This window comes from Turicibacter sanguinis, from assembly GCF_013046825.1.
Classification (GTDB): Bacteria; Bacillota_I; Bacilli_A; order MOL361; family Turicibacteraceae; genus Turicibacter; species Turicibacter sanguinis.
Genome location: NZ_CP053187.1, coordinates 1,208,665 through 1,231,125, shown reverse-complemented (window position 1 = coordinate 1,231,125; position 22,461 = coordinate 1,208,665). Strand labels below are relative to the sequence as shown.

The following is a 22,461-nucleotide window of genomic DNA, read 5'->3' as shown; positions in this document are numbered from 1 at the left end:
TAATAAAACTATGTTTCATTTCCTTTGTATCTTATGTTTTTAAAGTATTTATGTGCGTTTTATTTACGATATTTCTTTAAAAACTGATTATTCCAATTTACGTGGTGTTTAATATATGGAGCAATATTTTTTCCTTTTAAATAAGCAATGAGCATCGGTGCTAATGTAACTACACCATCTCGATATCCGATTTCAATTCTTTCTTTAATCGAAGTTTGATTAAAATTTAAAGTTCCACTTCCATTCACAATTTCTAATGGAAACGAAGGATAAATTTCTATAATATTTGCCTGTGGATAAAGATTTAAATCTACTTTATCTGTATACGTTAAATGAACGACGATAATTAAATCTAAATCATGATTCATAATTGGAGCAATAGGTACATTATCCGCACTAGCTCCCGAATATAGAGGGTTATTAATTCCTCCATCCGCATATTGTTTACCTTTAAACGTCACTGGAGTAAAAATAAAGGGAACAGCACATGAAGCAATGCTAATATCAATTATTTCTTCTTCATTGTAATCATTGAGCTTAAAGTATTCTGGATGACCATCATTAATATTATAGGCACAACTGTAAATATCAATATTCGTACTTTTTAATGTTGGCATATCTACGAATTCCTCGATATAGTCACGAATTCCTTTTTGAGAAATGAGTCCAAGAGCACTTAAATCAACGTTTTCTGCTATTTCATCTGGCTTATGACCCGTAGCAATCAATTTGATGATTTCTCCTATATCAGCCAACTTAAATCCTTCACTTTTCGTGACAATCTTTTGATAAGTTAACGACTTCCAACTAATATCAATAAGATCCCGCTTCTTCATACAAAGCATTAAGGAGTTAAGTGTTCCAATTGAAACACCAGAGACTGCTGTAATATTATTAATTAAATCTAAGTCCCATAAAGCTTGCATCACACCTGCTTGATAAGCTCCTTTTGTTCCTCCACCAGCTAAAACTAGGCCAACCTTCAAATCATAAAGACTTTGATCCATAAAATTCATTTTGCCACCTCGCAGCATGCATTATCTACCATTAGTCTATGTTATAATTCTCCATTTAATAGCAATATTAAGTAAAAATTAAATTTAATCTATTATTTCATTGCTTTTTCGCTTTCAAGTATATATAAATTCCTTAGCAAACTGATTATCACCCAGTCCTAAAATGAAGTTTAATTGTTCCTTATCTAATCCAAATAAAAAAGATGCCACCCATGTAGCATCTTCATTCCTTTATCTCAAGTCAGCTTTTAATCTTTTACGGTAAATAATTTTGATTAATATACAAATAGCAAATAAAAGTGTAATAATCATAACACTTAAAATTAAGAATAGTTCTTCTGGTAGAGCTAAAATAACTGGATCGGTACGATAATCAAAAACCCAGTAATCATTACGAAAGAAGATTTTATGGAACATCGTAAAAGTAGCTGAAAAGTTCACCATAATTGAAACAATTAACAAACCAAATACAATAAATGTTAAATTAACACCTTTATTAAACATAGATAATACGGCTTTATCTTTGTCGTGATGTTTAATCACTAAAAAGATAGCTAATGCGATGATAAATAAGATAACAATGACATATAACCATTGAAAAATGATTTTAACATCCGCAAAATGAATCATTCCATTTTCACTCATTTTAAAATCTGAAAGTGTCAAATACTCTGAACTAAAACACTGTAAATAAGAAACAATTTCTTTATAGTTTAGCATTAGAGCATCTTTTGAAAGTCCTGTAACCGAGGTTAATCGATATTTATCAATAATAAACCCATAAATAGAAGTGCAGTTTAAAACAATTAAGACAGTAGTTGAAATCAATGCTAGAAAAAACCACAATCCCCCTATATACTCTACAATCTTATGTTTTAACTTTTTACGCTTGTTCATACTTCTTTCTCCCTTGTGAAGCTTCTTTAAACATGATTTTATAGACTTTACTATTATAAATGCTCAACTTCATTGTGGCAATGTTATCTGCTTAAAAAGTTAAATTTAGTACTTAAAAAGACTAATCATCATCGGATGATGTAGAATAATGGAAAATGATTCCCTGTCATCTTTACGTTCATCGACATGTCAAAATGTTAGAAATATGATAGAATATTCATTAAGGCTAAAAAAACAAATATGATGAATCACTCTGAAAGGGGTTGTGAATATGGACTTCAATGCATTATCACCAAACTGGGATACTGACTTAAGAGTTAAACGCGCGGAAGCAATTAGTGCTGAGATTGAGAGTTATTTAGGAAGTGGCCCTCTTGAAATGATGGAGTTTGGTTGCGGAACAGGGCTCATTTCTTTTCATCTTAAAAATAAAAAAGCACAATTCTTACTAATCGATAATTCTGAAGGAAGGATTAAGGAAGTTGAACAAAAAATTAATGAGTCTGATCTTAAAAATATGAAGACTTATTGTGGTGAATTAAAGGATTTAGAAACTGATACTAAATTTGACGTTATCTACACTTCAATGGTTTTACATCATATTGAGGATGTTCAATCTACTGTGAATCTTCTAGCAAGTCATTTAAAACCAAACGGAAAATTAATCATCGTGGACTTATTACCAGACGATGGAACTTTCCACAATCACAGTGAAACCTTTAAAGGTCATCACGGCTTCTCTATTAATGAAATGAAAGAGTATTTAGAAGCTGCTTCTTTACAAAATATTAGTGGCCGTAAATTTTACTCTAGTTATAAAATGGTCGATGATATGAATCATCCTTATAGCTTATTTAGTATCTATGCAACAAAATAAAAAAGTGAGATCTTAAGATCTCACTTTTTTATTTGTTATGAATTTTTCGAAATAGCTATTAAGTTGTCTTTTTTCATCTTCCGTAAAGTAAAAATGCCCTGATTTAGGTAACTCTAATACATTATATTTACAAGTTAAATGACGTTTAAATACATTTATACTTTCATCACTAACAAACTCATCATCTTTACAATGTACAATAGTTAATGGAATTTTAATCTCACCTAATTTTTTATTTGTTTCTCTAACAAGCGAAAATAAATCTAAATAGCGTGGAATCCATCTCAAATAGGTAATAAGATGTTTCGCTCTTTTAATACTCCAAGCTCGATAAATAGCTGTCGTATAAATATCTTTTTCATCAACTTTACCGCGCGCTACTTTTATACTACATCTTAATCCCCTAAAACTTAATTTTAATTTTAACGGTGTTGAAATTAAAAAAGCTTTTTTTATCTGTGGATAACGTAAAGAAGTTAAAAGGCCTAGTAAACACCCCATCGAATGACCAACAATAATAATCTGTTGATAATCTTTTGATAATCGTCTAATCGTCTGTTCAACATAATTTAGCCATACTTGTTTCTCAATACGAGAAAATCTTTCAGCACTATCACCATGTCCAGGTAATAAAATAGCATAACTTGAGTAACCATTTTGATTGGCGATATCAGCTAACCCTCTAAATTGATAGGGCCCCTCCAAAATTCCATGAATAAACAAAACCACACCCTTAGCATGTGGAACCTCGTGTATAAAAGGTTTATGGGCTACTCTTTTCGTTAATTCCATATTATCACCTATTCCTTAAGTCATAACAATATTTTACCATTTTTTATCTTTTTCATTCAGGATTTTGGTATTTTTATTGACTTAAAAAATGTTGATAAAGATTAATAGCATAATAATGAAAATATTTCGACTCATCTTATTCTCCATTACAATTGATTTAAGAAATAATTATATAAATAAACAGCATCAAGCACGTGATATTGTGGGGTATAGGCACTTCCATCAGCGTGCGTTGTCACAAGGGCATATTCGTGTTTTCCATCTGTTGCATAGCTCGCTAAACAAAGTTGCGCCTCATGCGTATAACCTGTTTTTCCACCTAACATTTCAACACGACCAAATGTTGGTGATGATAAACGGTCAAACATTCGACTCGTAAAGACTAACATTGGCGTTGTACTCGTGACATAAGATTTAGCAGAATAAACTTCTCTAAACTTATCGTTATATAGCGCGGCCTTGACTAATACGGCCATATCTCGCACCGTTGAGTAATGATTATCGTCATGAAGTCCTGTTACATTTGTAAAGTGAGTGCTCGTCATGCCAAGTTCCCTTGCTTTTTGATTCATTAATTCAACGAAGGCCTCTTCTGAACCTGCTACATAATTAGCTAATGTTTGGGCTGCATCAGCACCTGATGGTAACATCGTTCCATATAACAAATCGTCGCCACTCACAACTTGTCCATTTGAAAATCCGGCAAGCGCGGCTCCTTCTTCATATAACTTATTAAAATCAACATCTACAACCATCGACGTATTTGGCATATTTTCAATCGCAACTAACACTGTCATCATTTTGGTCAGAGACGCTGGATATGTTATAACATCAGGATTTCTTTCATAAAGGACCTCATTCGCCGTTAAATCCACCAAGATTGCATTGGAACTATAAATCCCTACCTTCACATCATCATCTGTTAAAACATAATCACTTTTAAATCCGTAACCGTAATGCAGGGAAAAGATTAAATCCTCGCGATCAGGCATATAAAAAGTACGATAATGTTTTTCTATGGTAACGTCCTCTTTAAGGGGACTTGCTTGGACAACTGGTGCTAATCCTAATAAAGTAATCGCTGCTATCGATATATTTTTTAAATTAAACCATTTAGACATAAAAAAATCAGCTCCTTATACGACTATTAAACCATATAATCGGAGCTGATACCTTGTTATTTTAATAAAAAATTATTAAATAATTCGCCAAAAAACATCTTATTGATGTTTTTCTTGTAATTTTTTGAAGAATCGATAGATACTCTCTAATGATTGAACTAAATCTTCTCGAAACTCTAAGTCTTTTAAAGCAGCATTTACTAAGTCTTCATGAAAGGCTTCATGAATTTCAAATACACTCTGACCTTTTTCCGTTAAATCTAGTAAAACCACTCGACGATCATTCACATCACGTTTACGTGTTACATAACCTTTTTCTACTAATCGGTTAACCGATGTTGTCAAAGTCCCCATTGTAATCATTAAACGTTTAGACACGGTCCCCATTGTTGATGGTTCACATTTACGAATCGCCTCAATGACATGAATCTCCGTCATCGTTACATCAACTGCATCATGCTCTTGTAAATTACGTTCCTCTAAAATTAAAATTTGATTAAAAACATCTGTTAATAATTCATTAACAACTTTTCTTGAGCGATCCACCTATAACACCTCCCATTTCTATATGCTGATAGAAATATGATCTAGACTTATATATCAGGGATCAAAAAAATCCTCTTGTACATATCTATTAAAAGCAAAATTGCTTAAATTTTCAAAAAATAGTAACCTATTATTAGAATGGGCGAAATTAAATGATTTATGACTAGCTGTGTATAATCGGTAAAAAACTAGGAGAAAGTATCTCCTAGTTCATTTAAAAAATTATTGTTTACTTTCGATATAATCAACGATGTTTTTAACGCTTTTCATTGCTTTAGCATCGTCTTCAGCGATTTCTAAATCGTACTCTTCTTCTAATGCCATGATTAATTCAACAGCATCTAAAGAGTCAGCACCTAAATCTTCTAAAGTTGAATCAATAGTTACTGCTTCTGCATCTACACCTAATTCGTCTACAATAATTTCTTTAACGCGATCAAATACCATTTTGATTTCCTCCTTCATCTAACTATAGTACTATTATAATTAGTTTGAATTACAAAGTAAATAGTTTTTTAGGCTTTTTCTACCGTATATTTAGATTTTAAACCTTGAGTAAACGCACTATACATCTCATTTTGTTTTTTCGTCACTAAGTATTGTTTAATTTGTGGTAAAACATCAGTAAATGGCACTGTTTCTTTTTTGTCTAATAATTTAATTAAATGATATCCAAACTGAGATTTAACTACCCCAGAAATTTCTCCAATATTTAAAGCGAATGCAGCTTGTTCAAATTCAGGAACCATTTGTCCACGTCCGAAATCTCCTAAATCTCCTCCACGAGCTCCAGAAGGACAGCTTGAATGTTCGCTTGCTAATTGATGGAAATCTGCACCTTCATTAATTTGATTTAATAAATCCTCTGCTTTTGCTTCTTCATCTACTAAGATATGAGCAGCGCGAACTGTTTCTTCTTTGAATTGATCTTGGTTTTCATTATAGTAAGCCTCACACTCAGCATCTGTTACATTAATTGTTTTGAACATTTGTCCAATGCTGTGTTGGAAAATGAATTCGCGATATAATTTTTGGAACTCTTCAGTTTCAGTTAATCCAGACTCAATTGCATCTTCAACAACTAATTGACGAGCAACTAATTCATCTAATAAATCTTGTTTTTGTTCTTCAGTTGTTAAATTAATATTTTGTTGTGCGCGTAAGGCATCGATTGTTTCATTTAACATTTCTTCAGTGATTTCATAATTTTTAACTTTAGCTAATACTTTTGACATTTTTTGTACACCCTTTCGGTTTCATATATAGCATAATTGTAGTACTTATTTACCATTTAGTAAAGAAAAGCTACACTTTAAATCCTAACAATCAAAAGGATTATCGAAAAATTCACAGATAATCCTTTTTCTATATCTACCATCCTAAAAAATCTCAGTTCCTGACTCATCAAAATAGCTGACTTCCATTTCAAAATAATCTGTTCCTGCAGGGAGATTCAAATCAAAAATAGTCAGCGTTGGGAGGCCTATCTCTATCTCCTCTGATGGTAAACCTTCCTTATTCACCGTTACCTGAACTTTGGATAATTCAGTTCAACCCAAAAATATACTCCTAAATAACTTTATTTGATTACTTGTTAGTATTAAACATACATTTTTTACCACATAATAAAACAATTATCTTAAAATAATGTTAAAATTAGGGAGAGATAATCACTAGAGAGGATATGAATAATGAGCGAAAATATTGGATGTTTAGGAAGTATTCTTAATGCACTGGGACTATTACCAAAACAGAATAACAAACAAAGTAAAAAAATAGAAAATATATTTCCATATGTTTTACGGGATGATTTTTTATCAGCAGCAGAACTTAATTTTTATAAATCCTTGTCACTTGCTACTAAAGAGCTTCCATTTAAGATTTTGTCTAAAGTATCATTAGGAGATTTATTTTTTGTTAATATAAAAGATTTTAAAATGAAACAAAGCTATTGGAATAAAATTAACCGAAAACATGTAGACTTTTTAGTTTGCGATAATGTATCTCTGAAACCATTGGTAGCTATTGAACTGGATGATAAAAGTCATCAGCAATCAAATAGAGTACAACGAGATGCATTTGTTGATGAAGTTTTTAAAGCGGCTAATCTCCCTCTTCTCCATATACCCGTCAAAAATAGCTACGCAATTTCTGAATTAACAGATTTAATACAGTCCCAAATGAAAACTAATCCTATTATTGCTAGTATTACCTCCGAAGATTATGTACCAATCTGTCCAAAATGCCAGATACCTATGACTTTACGTGAAACTAAAAAAGGCAATCATATTGGACAAAAGTTTTATGGTTGTTCAAACTTTCCAAAATGTAAAGAAATTAAACCCTATAATTAATAAAAGGAGACTAAACTAATGCAAGTTGAAGTTATAGAAACTACAGGTGGTAATATCTTCAATCAATTACTATTTTCAATTTCATCTTTAATCCCACTGGTTATGTACGGATTGATTATTTATATTCTGATACTAATCATAAAATGTTTAAAGTTGTATATTAAAAATAATTCATAATATTAAAAAGGAGCTAGCTAGCTCCTTTTTAATTTATTTAGCTTCTGGCATGATCATAGTTAACGCTAATCGTTTACGATTTAAGTCAACTGACTCTACCCATACTTTAACGATGTCCCCAACTGAGGCAACATCCATTGGATGTTTAACGAATCCTTTTTTCATTTTTGATAAGTGAACTAATCCATCTTCTTTTACACCACAGTCGACAAATACTCCGAAGTCAACAACGTTACGAACTGTCCCTTGAAGTTCCATTCCTGGTTTTAAATCTTCAAGTTTTAACACATCAGAACGTAATAAAGGTGCTGCCACCTCATCACGTGGATCACGATTCGGTGCAACAAATGCATCTAAAATATCGTTTAATGTATGTTCACCAACACCAAGCGTTGCCATTAATTTTAAGCGATCAGCTTTAGCAACTGCTGCTTTTAAGCCTTCGGTTCCTAAATCATCTTTTGTGCACCCTAAGCTTTCAAGAACTTCTTCTGCAACTTTGTAACTTTCAGGGTGAATACCCGTTTTATCAAGCGGATTTACCCCATCAATAATACGTAAAAATCCGATTGCTTGCTCATAAGTTTTAGCTCCTAAGCGTGCAACTTTCTTTAACTCTTCACGTTTTGTGAACTTTCCAACTTCATCACGGTGCTTCACGATATTATTGGCAATCGTTGAAGAAAGACCCGCTACATATTTAAGTAATGCAGGCGACGCTGTATTTACGTTTACCCCTACCTGGTTAACAGTTGTTTCAACCACGAAGTTTAATGAATCATTCAACTTAGATTGCGTTACGTCATGTTGATATTGACCTACCCCAATAGACTTAGGATCAATCTTAACCAGCTCTGCTAATGGGTCTTGAAGACGTCTTGCAATCGAAACAGCCGAACGCTCCTCAACCTGTAAATCTGGGAACTCTTGACGCGCAAGATCTGATGCCGAATAAACTGAAGCTCCTGCTTCATTCGTAATAATATAATAAATTGGATGCTTAATTTCTTTTAACACATCAACAATAAAACTTTCTGTTTCGCGTGAAGCTGTACCATTACCGATCGACACAATTTCTACTTTATGAGTATTGATTTTATCAATGACCTTAGCACGCGCCGCCGCTACTAATTTAGGGTCTGCAGTTGACCCTTTTGATTTTTCGTGAGGATAAATCACATCGATATCTAATACTTTACCAGTCTCATCAACAACTGCTAACTTACATCCAGTACGGAAAGCAGGGTCAACTCCAAGTACAACTTTTCCTTTCATAGGAGGTTGTAATAATAATTGACGCACATTCTCAGAGAAGATATGAATCGCTTGATTTTCTGCTACCTCTTTTAAACTAGCACGAATCTCACGCTCAATTGAAGGTTTGATTAAACGTTTATACGCATCCTCAATTGCCATCATCACCTGATTGGCAGCTTCCCCTGATGCATCCTTAATAAATTGCTTTGATAAATAAGTGTATACGCCTTCAGCGTTCTCTGTAATAGAAATACGTAAAATCTTCTCCGACTCTCCACGATTCATCGCCAGAACACGGTGAGGAACAATACGTGAGATAGGTTCAGAGTATTCATAATATTGTTCATAAACATGGCGCTCATCTAATGATTTATCACGAACCTTAGATTGAATTTCACCATTTTTCGTTGTATATTCACGAATCCATTTACGATAATCTGCGTTATCCGCAATCATCTCCGCGATAATATCGCGAGCTCCTTGTAAAGCCTCTTCAACAGATGCTACTTCTTCATTCACATATTTAGCTGCTTCAACTTCAATTCCTGATTGTGGATAAGTTAAAAGATACTGTGCTAATGGCTCTAAACCTTTTGCTTTTGCCATCGTTGCACGAGTTTTCTTTTTCTCCTTAAATGGACGATATAAGTCTTCAATCTCAGTTAATTTCTCTGCTTTTAAAATTTGATTTTTTAACTCTGGTGTTAACATCCCTTTTTCATCAATTAAACGAATGACATCATCTTTACGCTGTTGTAAATTAACACCGTACTCATATGTCTTAGAAATTTCACGAATCTGCTCTTCATCTAGCGCTCCTGTTACCTCTTTACGATAACGAGCAATGAATGGAACGGTTGATCCCTCTTCTAAAAGTTTTAAGACCGCATTAATTTGATTCGTTGTAATGTTTAATTGCTTCGCAATTTGCTTATATAAATCATTCATAAAATTCTGTTCCATGTTGGCCCCTCCTTTAATCACCTGTATTATTTTAGCACAAAAAAATTTCATAGTTATGTTCTGGATAATTTTTTACTATATTTATCAAAATTATAATAATATATCATAGTAGTTATCTTATTATTTTGAAACATTTATGTATAAATACAAATCAGAGAGGATCTTTAACATGAAAAAATCAACAGCCATGATTGGTGGTTTTACTTGTTTAATTATCGCGATGTTACTTTTACTTTTGGTAAAATAATGCATTTTAAAAGGTTGAGTCCAATCAAGACTCAACCTTTTTTCATCTAAAACATTTATGATATAACATCATATAAAATATCAAATTATTTTTAATTGAATCATAAATTCACTACCAATCCCTACTTCACTTTTTACACTCAGCAATCCCCCGTGAGCTTCTACAATAGATTTCGCAATCGTTAATCCAACACCAATGCCCCCCGTTTCCTTACTTCTTGACTTATCCACACGATAAAATCGTTCAAAGATATGTTTCAAATCAACCTCTGGAATTCCAATACCATTATCCACAACTTTAATATAGATATGTTGCTCATCAGAATGACACATCACCGTAATCACTCCGCCTACATTTGTATACTTAGTGGCATTCGATAATAGATTGATTAACACTTGAGAAAATTTCTTCTCGTCAACTAAAGCCACTACTGGTTCAATTTGCGATTGAATCTCGATGTTTTTTTCAAAGGCTTGAACTTGATAATTATAAATGACAGACACTAACAGCTCATCTAATCGTATTTTAGATAACTCAAGCTTTGTCCTTTCGCTATCATACTTTGAAAGATGGCGTAGTTCATCTACCATCCGGCTAATCCTAACGACTTCCTCATTAATACTCATCAAACGCTCAGACGTCGGTTCCCAAATTCCCGCAATCATCACATCCAAATGCCCCTTTATCGTCGTTAAAGGCGTTCTTAACTCGTGCGCAATATCAGTCGTCAGTTGCTTCCTCAACATTTCTTGCTCATCTAAAGCCAGTGACAAATTATTAATCGATGTGATTAACTCATCAATCTCCTTAATATCGCTACGAGTCTCCACTTCCTTCTTATATTGGCCAGTCTCAATCAACTTCGCCATTCGGGACACCTTCACGATAGGAATCGAAATAGATTTTGAAATCATCGCAGAAACCACAACAATACTGCCCACTGACACAATACCAATAATTAAAATCACCTGATTAACCGTATTCAATAGCTCTAAATCATTACTCATATAATACGTCGAAGCATAATGAGTTAAATCTAGTTTTCCGACAACTTCATCTCTCTCATTATAAATATCTACTTGATAATCCTCGAGTGCATTACTCCAATCACTGTCAATGTTTTGCATATTTTGACTAATTTCATTTAACGTGTAATCGGATAGCACCTTCTCATCAGAAAACACACTCCAAAGCTCCTTGCCCGAATGATCATATACTTTAATCGCAATTCCTTTTTGAATCGCATCAATTCCTAAATTTTTAATAAAATCCATATCCCATTCATCATTTCGATAGAGCCCTCGAGCGTCAAAATTCATTAAATGATATAACTCTACTTTATTCGAATCATCTACATATCGTTCAAATGAATGTTGAAAAAGCGTTGCAACAAATAACCGAATCATAATAATCGTCACAATCATGACAAATGAAAAAATTAAAATCATTTTTTTATTAATAGGCATTCTTTTACTTTTGTAATCCAAAACGATACCCCACTCCGTACACGGTTAAGATAATTGAATCTATCTCAATCTTATGCCTTAAATTTTTAATATGACTATCAATCACACGATCAAATTTTTCAACATATCCATCAACTGCATAAGCCAGTAATTCTTCTCGAGTATACACTTTTTGAGGATGTGAACTAAGGGCCAATAAAATTTTATACTCTGTATTCGTTAAAGGAACCTCCTGTCCTTTAACCTTTAACTGATGGGATAAAGTATTTAGTTCAAAATCTGTTCCAAATTTAATTAAATCTTGATTATCTTTTTTTATCGTTCGTTTTAAAATAGCCTTTATTCGGAGTAATAACTCCATTATATTAAATGGCTTACAAATATAATCATCACAACCTAATTGAAAACCTTCAATTCGATCTTCATCTTCTATTTTGGCTGTTAGCATTATAATTGGAATATCAGACTGTTGTCTAATTTGTTTACAGATTTCTTCTCCACTCACATCAGGCAACATTCGATCAAGCAGAATCAAATCATAGGTATACTGATGAAATAAACTAAGTGCTGTTTTACCATCATGAGCAACCTCTGTTTGATACCCTTCATTATCTAAACACGCCTGTACAAATTCACAAATCTTTACTTCATCATCTACCATTAAAATACGCATCTCATCAACTCCAATCTCTCTTTTATTATAAGCAGAAAAAGCCTACAATGTAGGCTTTTTCATATTAAATTCCTAAAAGTGTGCGAGCTAACATAAAGTAAACAATTAATGCAAAGGCATCAACAATCGTTGTAATCAACGGACTCGCCATAATAGCTGGATCAAATTTTAACTTCTTAGCAATAATCGGTAAAATACTTCCCACCACTTTAGCTAAAATAACCGTAAAGAACAAACTTGCACAAACAGTAATTCCGACCATAAACTCGACATGCTCAATAAAATAAATTCTTAAAAAATTGACAACAGATAGAACAATTGCCACAACACTTCCTACTCGTAACTCTTTAAACATAACTTTTAAATAATCATGAGTCGTAATTTCACCAAGCGCTAATCCTCGAATAATTAAAGTAGAAGACTGAGAACCAGCATTTCCCCCTGTGTCCATTAACATTGGAATAAATGATGCTAAAATAACAACCGATTGAATGACTTCCTCAAACCCTTGAATGATACGTCCTGTCACCGTTGCTGAAATCATTAAAACTAATAACCAAATAATACGATGTTTAGCTAAAGATAAAACGGGAGTTTTTAAATAAGGTTCCTCGTTTGGTGCCATCGCTGCCATCTTTTGAAAATCTTCCGTATTTTCTTGCTCAATGATATCCACAACATCATCAATCGTAATCATTCCTACTAGACGGTTTTCTTTATCCACGACGGGCATCGTTACTAAATCATACGCCTTAAATAAATGTGCAACCTCTTCTTGATCAACCGATGTTTGAACTGAGATAAGATTAGTGTCCATAATATCTTCAATTATCATATCATCTTCGCTTAAAATTAAATCTTTAAGTGTCACCGATCCTAAAAGATGACGTGCTTGATCAATGATAAAACAAGTTTCTAACGTTTCCTTAGTTGTTCCAGTTTTTCGAGTATGATTAATTGCCTCTTTAACAGTCATATACGCTTTTAAATCAACAAACTCAATCGTCATAATTGATCCTGCTGAATACTGTGCATACTGTAAAAACTGATTAATTAATTCACGTTTTTGAGGAGATGTATTTCGAATCACCTTTTTAACAACATTTGCAGGTAACTCCTCAATAAAATCAACTGTGTCATCTAAAAATAACTTATCCACAATTTGTGTGACTTCTCGATCTGTAATCGACCCCACAATATGTTGTTGAGAATCTTTATCTAAATAAGAAAAAACTTCTGCAGCAATATCCTTAGGTAAAACCCTAAAAACTAAAACCAACTCTTCATCCTCAAGATCCATTAATTGATTCGCTACATCAACAGAATTCAATTCTTGTAAATACTCACATAACTCTAATAACTTATTTCTTTCAATTAACTCTTTAATTTCAATAACCATGGCTCAATCCTCCTTGGTTACCATATCCTCCACTTCATAAGATGGTCAGATATGGAACCCATCTTATTATCCTTACAACAACTCGGACTACCGTCCATACCCTCACATCCTTTCAATATCATCGGCAAAGTAGGTACATTCACAACCCACGATATTATATGACAACACTATGGAGAAATTATGTGGTTTTATTAAAAAGTTGAATCAAGCGTTTAGCCAGTCGTAAAAATGGGGGGCCCCCACGCTAGGAAATGAGCTTGCGAATTCGTAGCTTTCCTCCCTTAGTAGGGCTTTTTTGATATGAGAGATAATCTCCCTTATAACATTGCTTTATGCCATATTCATTGTTATAATCCACTTATCAAATTTAGAATGAGGGATTAGATATGAAAAAAGCTATAATATTTGATATGGATGGATTAATGATTGATAGTGAAAGAGTGACTTATGAAGAATATTGTCATAAGTTAGATCAATTAGGATATAAATTTGACGAAACACTTTATCGTCGTTGCCTAGGAAAAAATAAAAAAGGCGTTTATCAAGTATTAATAGATCACTACGGAGAAGATTTCCCAATAGATGAGGTCTGGGATGATGTTCATGTCTCATTAGATAACCGCCTAAAACTTAACACACCATTAAAAAAAGGAATCGTTGAATTACTAACGTTTCTAAAAGAAAATAACTATAAAACAATTGTAGCAACCAGTAGTGCTCGTGCTCGTGCGGATATCATTTTAAAAACAGCAAATATCTATCAATATTTTGATGATATGATTTGTGGCGATGAAGTGACTTGTGGAAAACCTCATCCTGAAATTTTCTTAACAGCCTGTGAAAAATTAGGAATAACTCCTCAGGAAGCGTTAGTTTTAGAAGACAGTGAAGCCGGCATTACAGCAGCACACGCTGGAAATATAGATGTTATCTGCGTACCAGATATGAAATATCCTGATGAAGAGTTTGCCAATAAAACAGTTAAAATTGTCGAATCATTATTAGAGGTTATTGATCATCTAAAATAAAAGTGACCTCACTTTATCAATACGTAATCAATTGATTAAACCTCTGCCTCAACTGCTTTTTTATAGTACCAAAAACTAGATACTTAAAAAGATAGATTTTGTCTTGCTAATGGTACCTATAAACTCGTTAAACGTTTTCAAAAAATGATACATAAAAAAAGGTCTGTCATATTTTTGACAGACCTTTTTTTATGTATGGTAAATAAATTAAATACCATGTTTTAAAAGATACTTCTCATACTTATAGGACATTAATCCATCGCTAAAAATCTCTATATTAGTTGAATTTTCTAATGGGAATAATCGGCTTGTAAAGGCTAACTCCCCATTGTTAATAAAGATTTCAACAATACTATTATCCATTAAAACTTTAATTTCAATCTTTTCACCAATTTTTAATTCTGCTTGACGATATGTCCCAAACTCTTCAACAAACTGATGTTTTAATTCACTTCGATCAAGTGTAACGGTTTGATTTTTCTGATTAAACTCTAATACCAGACGTTCCTCTTTTGAAACTGATAGGTTTATTCCAAAAATATTTGCATCATTTGGGGTGAGTATCATATTTAACTCATATGTATTTGTATCATTTTCTAATAAAGAAAATCCTTGACATTGACCTGCTTCTGATACTTTATTGAGACGTAATAACTCAAGTTCTTTTGCTGGAATTTGAATAACCTTATTATCTTTGATTCTAATTTCTCTTGGGAATGTTAAGCAATGAGCCCATCCAAAAATATCAGTTGGATATTCAAATTCTCCTAAACCTGCCCAGGCTAATAGTAGTGTTTGATTTTCTTTTCCTTTAAAAGTTTGAGTCGCATAGAAATCAAATCCTCGCTCAAATTCATCAAATGATTCTACTTCAAATATCAATTGATCTAAATCTAACTTTCCAATTACATACGTTACATTAAATAAATTTTTATACTTCTCACCTTGTACTTCAACTCCCTGTGGTGAAAAAATCAATAAATCCTTTCCGTCAATCTCAGCAAAGTCTGGACATTCCCACATATACCCTAAATTCTGATTAAAGTTTTTTAACGTTAACTCTCCTAAAAAACTCCAATCTACTCCATCTGGGGATTGATACATAATAAAGGTTCCTGTTTCATCTAATCGTTGAGCTCCCAAAATCATATAATATTGACCATTCTTTTTAAATACTTTTGGATCACGAACATGTCCGGTATACCCTTGTGGAACGCCTTCAATCAACGCATTTGATGGATGTTTTTGAATATTCCCCTTATCATCCATAATAGCTAAACACTGATTTGCGCTTCGATTAAACTTATCTAATTTAATGTTTCCAGTGTAATACAAATACAACTGATTATTTATTTCTATAGCTGTTCCTGAATATGCTCCATGAGCTTCATAATCTTCAGTTGGTATTAATGCTACTTCTTCACGTGTCCATTCAACTAAGTTTTTTGATTTCAAATGAGCCCAATGTTTCATTCCATGTGTTGTCCCAAAAGGATACCATTGGTGAAAAAGATGATAATAACCATTAAAATATGCTAATCCATTTGGATCATTTAATAAACCAAACTCTGGATGAATATGATAAATTGGTTTCCAATTATCATCTTTTGACTTTTCTAGAAGTTGAACTAATTCTTCTGTTGTAGCTTCTAGAATTGTTCGATGTTTAGGCTCTTTGTATCTCATAATTAAGCTACCTCTCTTTTAACTTTTACTTTTCCATATACATATGTAAAGATAAATCCAGCTGATAAAGCAATTAAATGAGCAAAAATATAATTAAGATGTCCATTTCCTTCAGCTGCTACAATTGCAATTCCAGGAATAGCTGTTGCACCAAATCCAATAGCTGTTACATGTGTAAGATAAACATATGCTCCCCCTAAAGTTGCTCCTAAGCATCCTGCAATTAATGGGAATTTATTTTTTAAAGTTACTCCGAAAATAGCCGGTTCAGAAATTCCAAATAAAATTGACCCAAATGAAGAAATACAAATTTGTTTAACTTTAGCATCTTTCCAATTTAAAAGTAAGAATCCAAGAACTGCTCCACCTTGTGCAATTAAAGCAACTGACATTAATGGCATAATAAAGTTACGTCCAGTATCTGCGATTAATTGTGCCTCAACTGCTCCGATAACATGATGAATTCCAGTAATAACAATGATTTGTTGAATTCCTGCAAACAACATGAAACCAAAAATTCCTAAATTTGTTGTTGCCCATAATAATGAATAAGTAATAATATCTGCTAGAGCACGTCCTAGTGGACCAATGACTGTAAATAATAAGAATGCTGCAATCACTACTGTTGCTAATGGTGCAAAGAATAATTTAACCATATCTGGAATTTTTTTGTTAAAGAAAATATCAAGTTTAGCCGTAATGAATCCCATCATTAAAGCAATGATAATCCCACCTTGAAATGCAACTAATTCTACATTTAGTCCAAAAATATTAATAACTTCGGGATCAACTGTTCCATTTCCAACAGAATAAGCATTTGCTAAATCAGGATGTAACATAATTGCTCCAATAACTAATCCAAGAACAGGTGTTCCACCATAACGTCTTGTTGCTGAATAAACAACTAACATTGGTAATATTGTAAAGATTCCTGTTGAACAAATTGATATGAAGCGATTAATTCCAGCTAAAGATGGAAACATCTCAATCACAGATTGAGGACCAAAAATTCCTTCTTGCCCAAGTAAACCTGTCAATCCCATCAATAGGGCTGCAGCTAATAAACCTGGAATGATATCTACGAAAACGTCAGATAACGATTTAATAGCTTTTTGAAATGCATTCTGTTTCTGTACTGATTGAGCTTTAACATCACCTAAAGACATTCTTTCTGTTCCACTAACTTCTGTAAAGACATCATAAACATTATTAACTGTTCCTGCGCCAAAAATAATTTGCAATTGATCTCCTGCCACAAAGACCCCTTTAACTAATTCTAATTGCCCAATTTGATCTAAATCAGCTAATGAATTATCAACTAAGACAATTCTTAATCGTGTTGCACAATGCGCTACTCCTTGTATGTTTTCTTTTCCACCAATTAACGTTAATAATTCTTCTGAAATTTTTTGATAAATTTCTTTTTTGTTAGACATATTTCATTTCTCCCCTCACCATAGGAACCGGTTCCACCGATTACGAAAATAATATAACACAATAATTACCATATAGCAACCCCTTTCAGTAAGCATTTACAAAAAAAAAAAAAAAAAAAAGACAATCAGGTTTTAAAAACTAGATTGTCTTTTTTATCTTTATTTATGCTTTACACTTTTTGATTTGATTAACTGATAGCCAATAACCTGTAGTTCTGCAACATCTCTTCCTTCCATTAGGTCTATAATCGTTTCAGCGGCTAAGTGTCCTGTTTTCTCATTTTCAAATTTAATTGTCGTCAAAGGTGGTGTAACTAAAGTTGCCAAATCATATCCTCCAAAACCTGTAAGTGATATATCTTCTGGTACACTTAAATTATGTCGTTGAATAGCTTTTCTAGCCCCTAATGCTATTCGATCTGTAGCACAAATAATTGCACTTGGTTTACTATCTTTTAAAGCATCGTTGACTATTTTCTCAGAAAGTTCACTTGTGAAATCTGACTCCATTATACGAATATTCATCAAATTATTTTGATAACGTAATCCATCCAAAACCCCATTACGACGATTTATTCCTACCGCAGTATCATCTTTTGATACGCCCAAATAAATAACATCCTGATGCCCCATCTCTTGAATATATCTCCCTACTTCAAACCCTGCATGATAATCATCATTAACAATTGAAGTAACTCCATCACAGACTTGTCCAATCATTAAAAATGGAACCTTTAACTGACTAATTACATCTCGATGAGCATCTTTAATTTCGGTCGCTACTAAAATAATTCCATCTACTTTTAATCGTGCTAAATTTTCGATACTTTCAATTTCTAAATCTTTTCGTAAACTAGTATTTATAATTAATGGATTGTATCCATTTTCTCTTAAGGTTGTATCAATGGCCATAATTACTTTTGATGTAACAATAGAATCTAACCCAGGGGCTATGATTCCAACAAATTTTGTTTTTTTTGCTTTTAGACTCTGTGCAAAAGCGTTTGGTTCATAATTATGCTCTTCAATAACTCTCCTGATTTTTTCCTTTGTTTCTTCACTCACTTTGCCATTGTAACGAGATACAGTACTTTTCGCTACCCCAGCGATTTCAGCTATATCTTTAATTGTTAAGGCTTTATTCATCCTTCTCCTCCTAATAACCCTTACTAAAAATTAAAACAGTTTTATCTCTTTAATTATAGATTATATTTTGCTACTTTGATATGCTAATTAAATAGAAGAACAAAAATAAATACCATCTAATTTATAAAATATTAGATCGTATCCTGATTCCTACAAAAAAAGAACCGATAGCTCCCTATCGGTTCTTTTTTTAGTGATGGTTTAAACATACTTCTCTACAACTTATGTTATAAATCAAAGCTTTATGACTCTTTTTTTCATTGCATTACTTTTTCATAATACTAAAATACTTTGTATAAAATATGTAGAAAAAGACGAATTGATGTAGAAGAAAAACTTTCCATGTCATCATTATACTAATAAGTAATTATATACCCTATAGACTGGAATATCCTCTTTTAGTGAATTAAGATTATTTTTCAAATAAAATCCTCTCTAGATATTAATCTTGTCATAAAAATCCATATAAATTTATATTCGCTTTTCATATAATGATGATAGCGCTATAAAAGGGGGGATCAATATGGACAAACAGTCTTATCTTAAACTAATTGATAAAGTCATTGAACAAGGACCATTCAAAGACACGTGGGAATCTCTTGAACAATACGACGTAGCAAAGTGGTATCAAAAAGCGAAGTTCGGAATCTTTATTCACTGGGGGCTATATTCTATTCCGGCATTTGGAAGTGAGTGGTATTCAAGAAATATGTATATTCAAGGTAGTAAAGAGTACGAGCATCATATTAAAACATATGGGCCGCAAAAAGAATTTGGGTACAAAGATTTCATTCCGATGTTTAAGGCTGAAAAATTTGATCCTGAAGTTTGGGCAGACTTATTTGAAAAAGCTGGGGCGCGATATGTCATGCCTGTCGCCGAACATCACGATGGATTCCAAATGTATAAAAGTGATCTCTCTCCATTCAACTCATATGAAATGGGACCTAAACGTGATATTTTAGGTGAATTATCTCAGGCATTTGAAAAACGAGGTATTAAAGCCTGTGCCTCATCTCATCGAATTGAGCATTGGTTTTTCATGGGAGAGGGGAAAAAATTTGATAGTGATATACATGATCCTTTAGCGTGTGGCGATTTTTATTGGCCTGCCATGCCTGAGCCTGATCACTATGATTTATTTAGTGAACCTACCCCAACAAAAGAATTTTTGGAAGATTGGTTACTCAGATGTTGTGAATTAGTTGATAAATATCGTCCTAAACTCATTTACTTTGACTGGTGGATTCAACATCATGCTGTTAAACCCTACCTCAAAAAATTCGCTGCTTACTACTACAATCGTGCGCATGAATGGAATGAAGAAGTTGCCATTAACTATAAAAATGATGCGTTCATGTTTGGTAGTGCTGTTATCGATATGGAACGTGGTCAATTTAATGAACCAAAACCAAACTTATGGCAAAGTTGTACGTCTGTTGCAAGAAACTCTTGGGGATATACTGAGGATAATGACTATAAAACAGCAAACGAAATCATTTGTGACCTTGTGGATATCGTGAGTAAAAACGGATGCCTACTATTAAATATCGGACCAAAAGGAGATGGCTCAATTCCAGAAGAAGATAAAAAACTCCTACTCGAAATTGGAGACTGGCTAAAAGTCAACGGCGAGGCCATTTACGACTCTAAGGTTTGGCGGTACGCATCAGAAGGTCCAACCGAAGTATCAGAAGGACAATTTTCAGATGCAACGAGCAAAAAGTTCACTCCTAAGGATATTAGATACACCGTGAACAACAATGCCATCTACGCAACGGTCCTAAACTATCCTGAAAATGGACAAGTCAAACTCACCTCTTTTGCCCAAAAAGATCCTTGTTTCGTCCCATGCTTCCACGGTATTATCAAAGATATTGTTGCGCTAGGATTTGATGGGGAAATCAAATGGAATCATAGTACGGATGCCCTTGAGATTAGTACAACTACTATCCATAGTGAGCTCCCTGTTGTTTTCAAAATTATTCTCGACTAAAAAATCAAAAGCATTAACCTGATATCGGCTAATGCTTTTTTATATGATTAAATTAACCCAAAATGTTTACAAGCATGGTAGATTCCATCTTCATGAACTGGTTTTGTGACATAGTTAGCATGCTTTTGAACATCTTTATGAGCATTCCCCATTGCAACACCCATTCCAACTGCTTGCAACATCTCAATATCATTGAAGCCATCTCCGAACGCAATTGCATTCTCAGGTTTCAACCCGATTTTGTCTAAAATCGTTTGAATAGCAGTTGCTTTTGAACCATGTAACGGTAATAAATCAACGCCATTTTCTTGCCAACGAACAATGCGAATTTCTTTAATTGACTCAAAGAAATGCTCATTCTCTTTTGTAACTCCCGCTACCATCTGATACACCTTAAAATCAGGTTTTTCTAAATCTGTTTGAATTCTAGGATAAGGCAACTTCATGGCTTCAAGTCCTGATAATAAAAGTTCTTGATTGGCACCTGATAAAATATAATGCTCTGCTGGCATCCATAAAAGTGGAATATCATGCTTCTTAGAAACATCTACAATTTCATCAAGTAAAGTTTCTGAATAAGGTGCCTCATGAATCACTTTACCATGCATCACAGCATATTGACCATTCGTACAAATATAACTATCAATTTCTAATCCCTCAAGTAAATCTTCAATCATAAATGGAGAACGTCCTGTTGCAATAAAAGGCGTGATTCCATTCTCTTTTAATAATTTAATCGCCTCAATCGTTGACGCTGGTACTAACTCCATATCTGAACTATGCGAATGCGTTGAATGATTATCCACAATCGTTCCATCTACATCAAAAAAAGCAACCTTAATCTCCATCCTGGCCATCCTCCTACAAACTAATGTTGATAAACATAGGATACTACAAAAAAGACATTTAATCTACACTTAAACTCTTTCTTCGACACGTAACAATAATTGGTATCTAAATTTTAAAAGTCATTTTGAATGAAAAAATTTATCTGTGACATAATGAGGTTAAAGAGGTGATAGCAATGAATACCGAATTTATCGAAACACCGATTGAGGCTCTTACATTTATTGCAATCGAATTAATTATGTTGACAATCGTCTTAGCACTTTTAACTTATACTTTTTTAAAACTTTATTCTCTCATCACCAAAACATCACATCACGATTCTCAAGAAGATTTTAAATGAAATCTTCTTTTTTATTTTATCTGTATACTCTTTATAGATATTAAAAGTCATGCAAATATGAAGAATGTATAACAGATATATTACCTATTTAAATTTCCTCTGTATTTTCTACGTATATATAAATACTATTAAAGTATTTTTATTTAAAACGTTTTTATTTTGTGTTAGAATTTCATAAAAGAAATCATTTAGGAA

General features: G+C 33.0%; 21 protein-coding genes. 5 read left to right on the top strand and 16 right to left on the bottom strand.

The genetic code is table 11. The features are described from left to right. Window positions 1-59: 59 nt before the first annotated feature. Window positions 60-1,016 carry a patatin-like phospholipase family protein gene (locus tag HLK68_RS06000; protein ID WP_006784551.1) on the bottom strand — a complete coding sequence of 319 codons (957 nt, stop codon included), beginning with the start codon at window positions 1,014-1,016 and terminating at the stop codon, window positions 60-62. 231 nt (window positions 1,017-1,247) lie between these two features. Next, on the bottom strand, window positions 1,248-1,913 hold the full coding sequence (locus tag HLK68_RS05995; RefSeq protein ID WP_006784552.1) for a TIGR01906 family membrane protein: 666 nt from the start codon (window positions 1,911-1,913) through the stop codon (window positions 1,248-1,250). Between the two features lie 271 nt (window positions 1,914-2,184). Here HLK68_RS05995 and HLK68_RS05990 point away from each other — a divergent pair, with 271 nt between their 5' ends. Continuing rightward, a complete protein-coding gene (locus HLK68_RS05990; protein ID WP_132942690.1) occupies window positions 2,185-2,790 on the top strand; it encodes a class I SAM-dependent DNA methyltransferase in 606 nt (201 codons plus the stop codon). 12 nt (window positions 2,791-2,802) lie between these two features. On the opposite strand, the gene HLK68_RS05985 is transcribed toward HLK68_RS05990, so the two are convergent. The 6 genes from HLK68_RS05985 to HLK68_RS05960 all read right to left on the bottom strand — a co-directional run bounded on the left by HLK68_RS05985 (window position 2,803) and on the right by HLK68_RS05960 (window position 6,772). Then, window positions 2,803-3,582: an alpha/beta hydrolase gene (locus HLK68_RS05985; RefSeq protein WP_006784554.1), complete on the bottom strand. Its 780-nt coding sequence runs from the start codon at window positions 3,580-3,582 to the stop codon at window positions 2,803-2,805. A gap of 146 nt (window positions 3,583-3,728) precedes the next feature. Continuing rightward, a complete protein-coding gene (locus HLK68_RS05980) occupies window positions 3,729-4,703 on the bottom strand; it encodes a D-alanyl-D-alanine carboxypeptidase family protein (RefSeq protein WP_132942689.1) in 975 nt (324 codons plus the stop codon). A 99-nt stretch (window positions 4,704-4,802) separates the two neighbouring features. Continuing rightward, window positions 4,803-5,249, bottom strand: coding sequence for a MarR family winged helix-turn-helix transcriptional regulator (locus tag HLK68_RS05975; protein WP_006784556.1), 447 nt, complete (start codon window positions 5,247-5,249; stop codon window positions 4,803-4,805). Window positions 5,250-5,471: 222 nt separating this feature from the next. Next, window positions 5,472-5,696 carry an acyl carrier protein gene (gene acpP / locus HLK68_RS05970; RefSeq protein WP_006784557.1) on the bottom strand — a complete coding sequence of 75 codons (225 nt, stop codon included), beginning with the start codon at window positions 5,694-5,696 and terminating at the stop codon, window positions 5,472-5,474. A gap of 68 nt (window positions 5,697-5,764) precedes the next feature. Further along, window positions 5,765-6,484 carry a peptidylprolyl isomerase gene (locus tag HLK68_RS14680; protein WP_006784558.1) on the bottom strand — a complete coding sequence of 240 codons (720 nt, stop codon included), beginning with the start codon at window positions 6,482-6,484 and terminating at the stop codon, window positions 5,765-5,767. Window positions 6,485-6,628: 144 nt separating this feature from the next. After that, window positions 6,629-6,772 carry a hypothetical protein gene (locus tag HLK68_RS05960; protein ID WP_155061841.1) on the bottom strand — a complete coding sequence of 48 codons (144 nt, stop codon included), beginning with the start codon at window positions 6,770-6,772 and terminating at the stop codon, window positions 6,629-6,631. Between the two features lie 168 nt (window positions 6,773-6,940). Between HLK68_RS05960 and HLK68_RS05955 the strand changes: the two genes are divergently transcribed. Continuing rightward, window positions 6,941-7,603 carry a DUF2726 domain-containing protein gene (locus HLK68_RS05955; protein WP_009606535.1) on the top strand — a complete coding sequence of 221 codons (663 nt, stop codon included), beginning with the start codon at window positions 6,941-6,943 and terminating at the stop codon, window positions 7,601-7,603. 210 nt (window positions 7,604-7,813) lie between these two features. On the opposite strand, the gene HLK68_RS05950 is transcribed toward HLK68_RS05955, so the two are convergent. The 4 genes from HLK68_RS05950 to mgtE form a co-directional block, all read right to left on the bottom strand. After that, on the bottom strand, window positions 7,814-10,000 hold the full coding sequence (locus HLK68_RS05950; protein WP_006784560.1) for a Tex family protein: 2,187 nt from the start codon (window positions 9,998-10,000) through the stop codon (window positions 7,814-7,816). Between the two features lie 327 nt (window positions 10,001-10,327). After that, window positions 10,328-11,734, bottom strand: coding sequence for a sensor histidine kinase (locus HLK68_RS05945; RefSeq protein WP_230310396.1), 1,407 nt, complete (start codon window positions 11,732-11,734; stop codon window positions 10,328-10,330). Beyond that, a complete protein-coding gene (locus HLK68_RS05940; RefSeq protein WP_006784562.1) occupies window positions 11,718-12,386 on the bottom strand; it encodes a response regulator transcription factor in 669 nt (222 codons plus the stop codon). Before HLK68_RS05940 ends, HLK68_RS05945 begins: the two co-directional genes overlap by 17 nt. A 64-nt stretch (window positions 12,387-12,450) precedes the next feature. Continuing rightward, window positions 12,451-13,785 (bottom strand): magnesium transporter, encoded by a 1,335-nt coding sequence (gene mgtE / locus HLK68_RS05935; protein ID WP_055165202.1) that lies wholly within the window; start codon window positions 13,783-13,785, stop codon window positions 12,451-12,453. A gap of 386 nt (window positions 13,786-14,171) precedes the next feature. Here mgtE and HLK68_RS05930 point away from each other — a divergent pair, with 386 nt between their 5' ends. After that, window positions 14,172-14,813, top strand: a complete 642-nt coding sequence (locus HLK68_RS05930) for an HAD family hydrolase (RefSeq protein ID WP_006784564.1) — start codon at window positions 14,172-14,174, stop codon at window positions 14,811-14,813. Between the two features lie 207 nt (window positions 14,814-15,020). Here the strand turns inward: HLK68_RS05930 and HLK68_RS05925 are convergent, their stop codons facing one another. The 3 genes from HLK68_RS05925 to HLK68_RS05915 all read right to left on the bottom strand — a co-directional run bounded on the left by HLK68_RS05925 (window position 15,021) and on the right by HLK68_RS05915 (window position 19,081). After that, on the bottom strand, window positions 15,021-16,499 hold the full coding sequence (locus HLK68_RS05925; RefSeq protein WP_006784507.1) for a glycoside hydrolase family 32 protein: 1,479 nt from the start codon (window positions 16,497-16,499) through the stop codon (window positions 15,021-15,023). A 2-nt stretch (window positions 16,500-16,501) separates the two neighbouring features. Beyond that, complete coding sequence (locus HLK68_RS05920; protein WP_055165257.1) at window positions 16,502-17,935, bottom strand: PTS transporter subunit EIIC; 1,434 nt, start codon at window positions 17,933-17,935, stop codon at window positions 16,502-16,504. Window positions 17,936-18,094: 159 nt separating this feature from the next. Further along, window positions 18,095-19,081: a LacI family DNA-binding transcriptional regulator gene (locus HLK68_RS05915; RefSeq protein WP_132942688.1), complete on the bottom strand. Its 987-nt coding sequence runs from the start codon at window positions 19,079-19,081 to the stop codon at window positions 18,095-18,097. A 523-nt stretch (window positions 19,082-19,604) separates the two neighbouring features. Between HLK68_RS05915 and HLK68_RS05910 the strand changes: the two genes are divergently transcribed. After that, entirely contained in the window at window positions 19,605-21,077 is a 1,473-nt protein-coding gene (locus HLK68_RS05910) for an alpha-L-fucosidase (protein WP_055165208.1), read from the top strand. A gap of 47 nt (window positions 21,078-21,124) precedes the next feature. Here the strand turns inward: HLK68_RS05910 and HLK68_RS05905 are convergent, their stop codons facing one another. Next, on the bottom strand, window positions 21,125-21,925 hold the full coding sequence (locus HLK68_RS05905; protein ID WP_132942687.1) for a Cof-type HAD-IIB family hydrolase: 801 nt from the start codon (window positions 21,923-21,925) through the stop codon (window positions 21,125-21,127). Window positions 21,926-22,101: 176 nt separating this feature from the next. Here HLK68_RS05905 and HLK68_RS05900 point away from each other — a divergent pair, with 176 nt between their 5' ends. After that, window positions 22,102-22,266 carry a hypothetical protein gene (locus HLK68_RS05900; RefSeq protein ID WP_170837666.1) on the top strand — a complete coding sequence of 55 codons (165 nt, stop codon included), beginning with the start codon at window positions 22,102-22,104 and terminating at the stop codon, window positions 22,264-22,266. Window positions 22,267-22,461 lie beyond the last annotated feature (195 nt).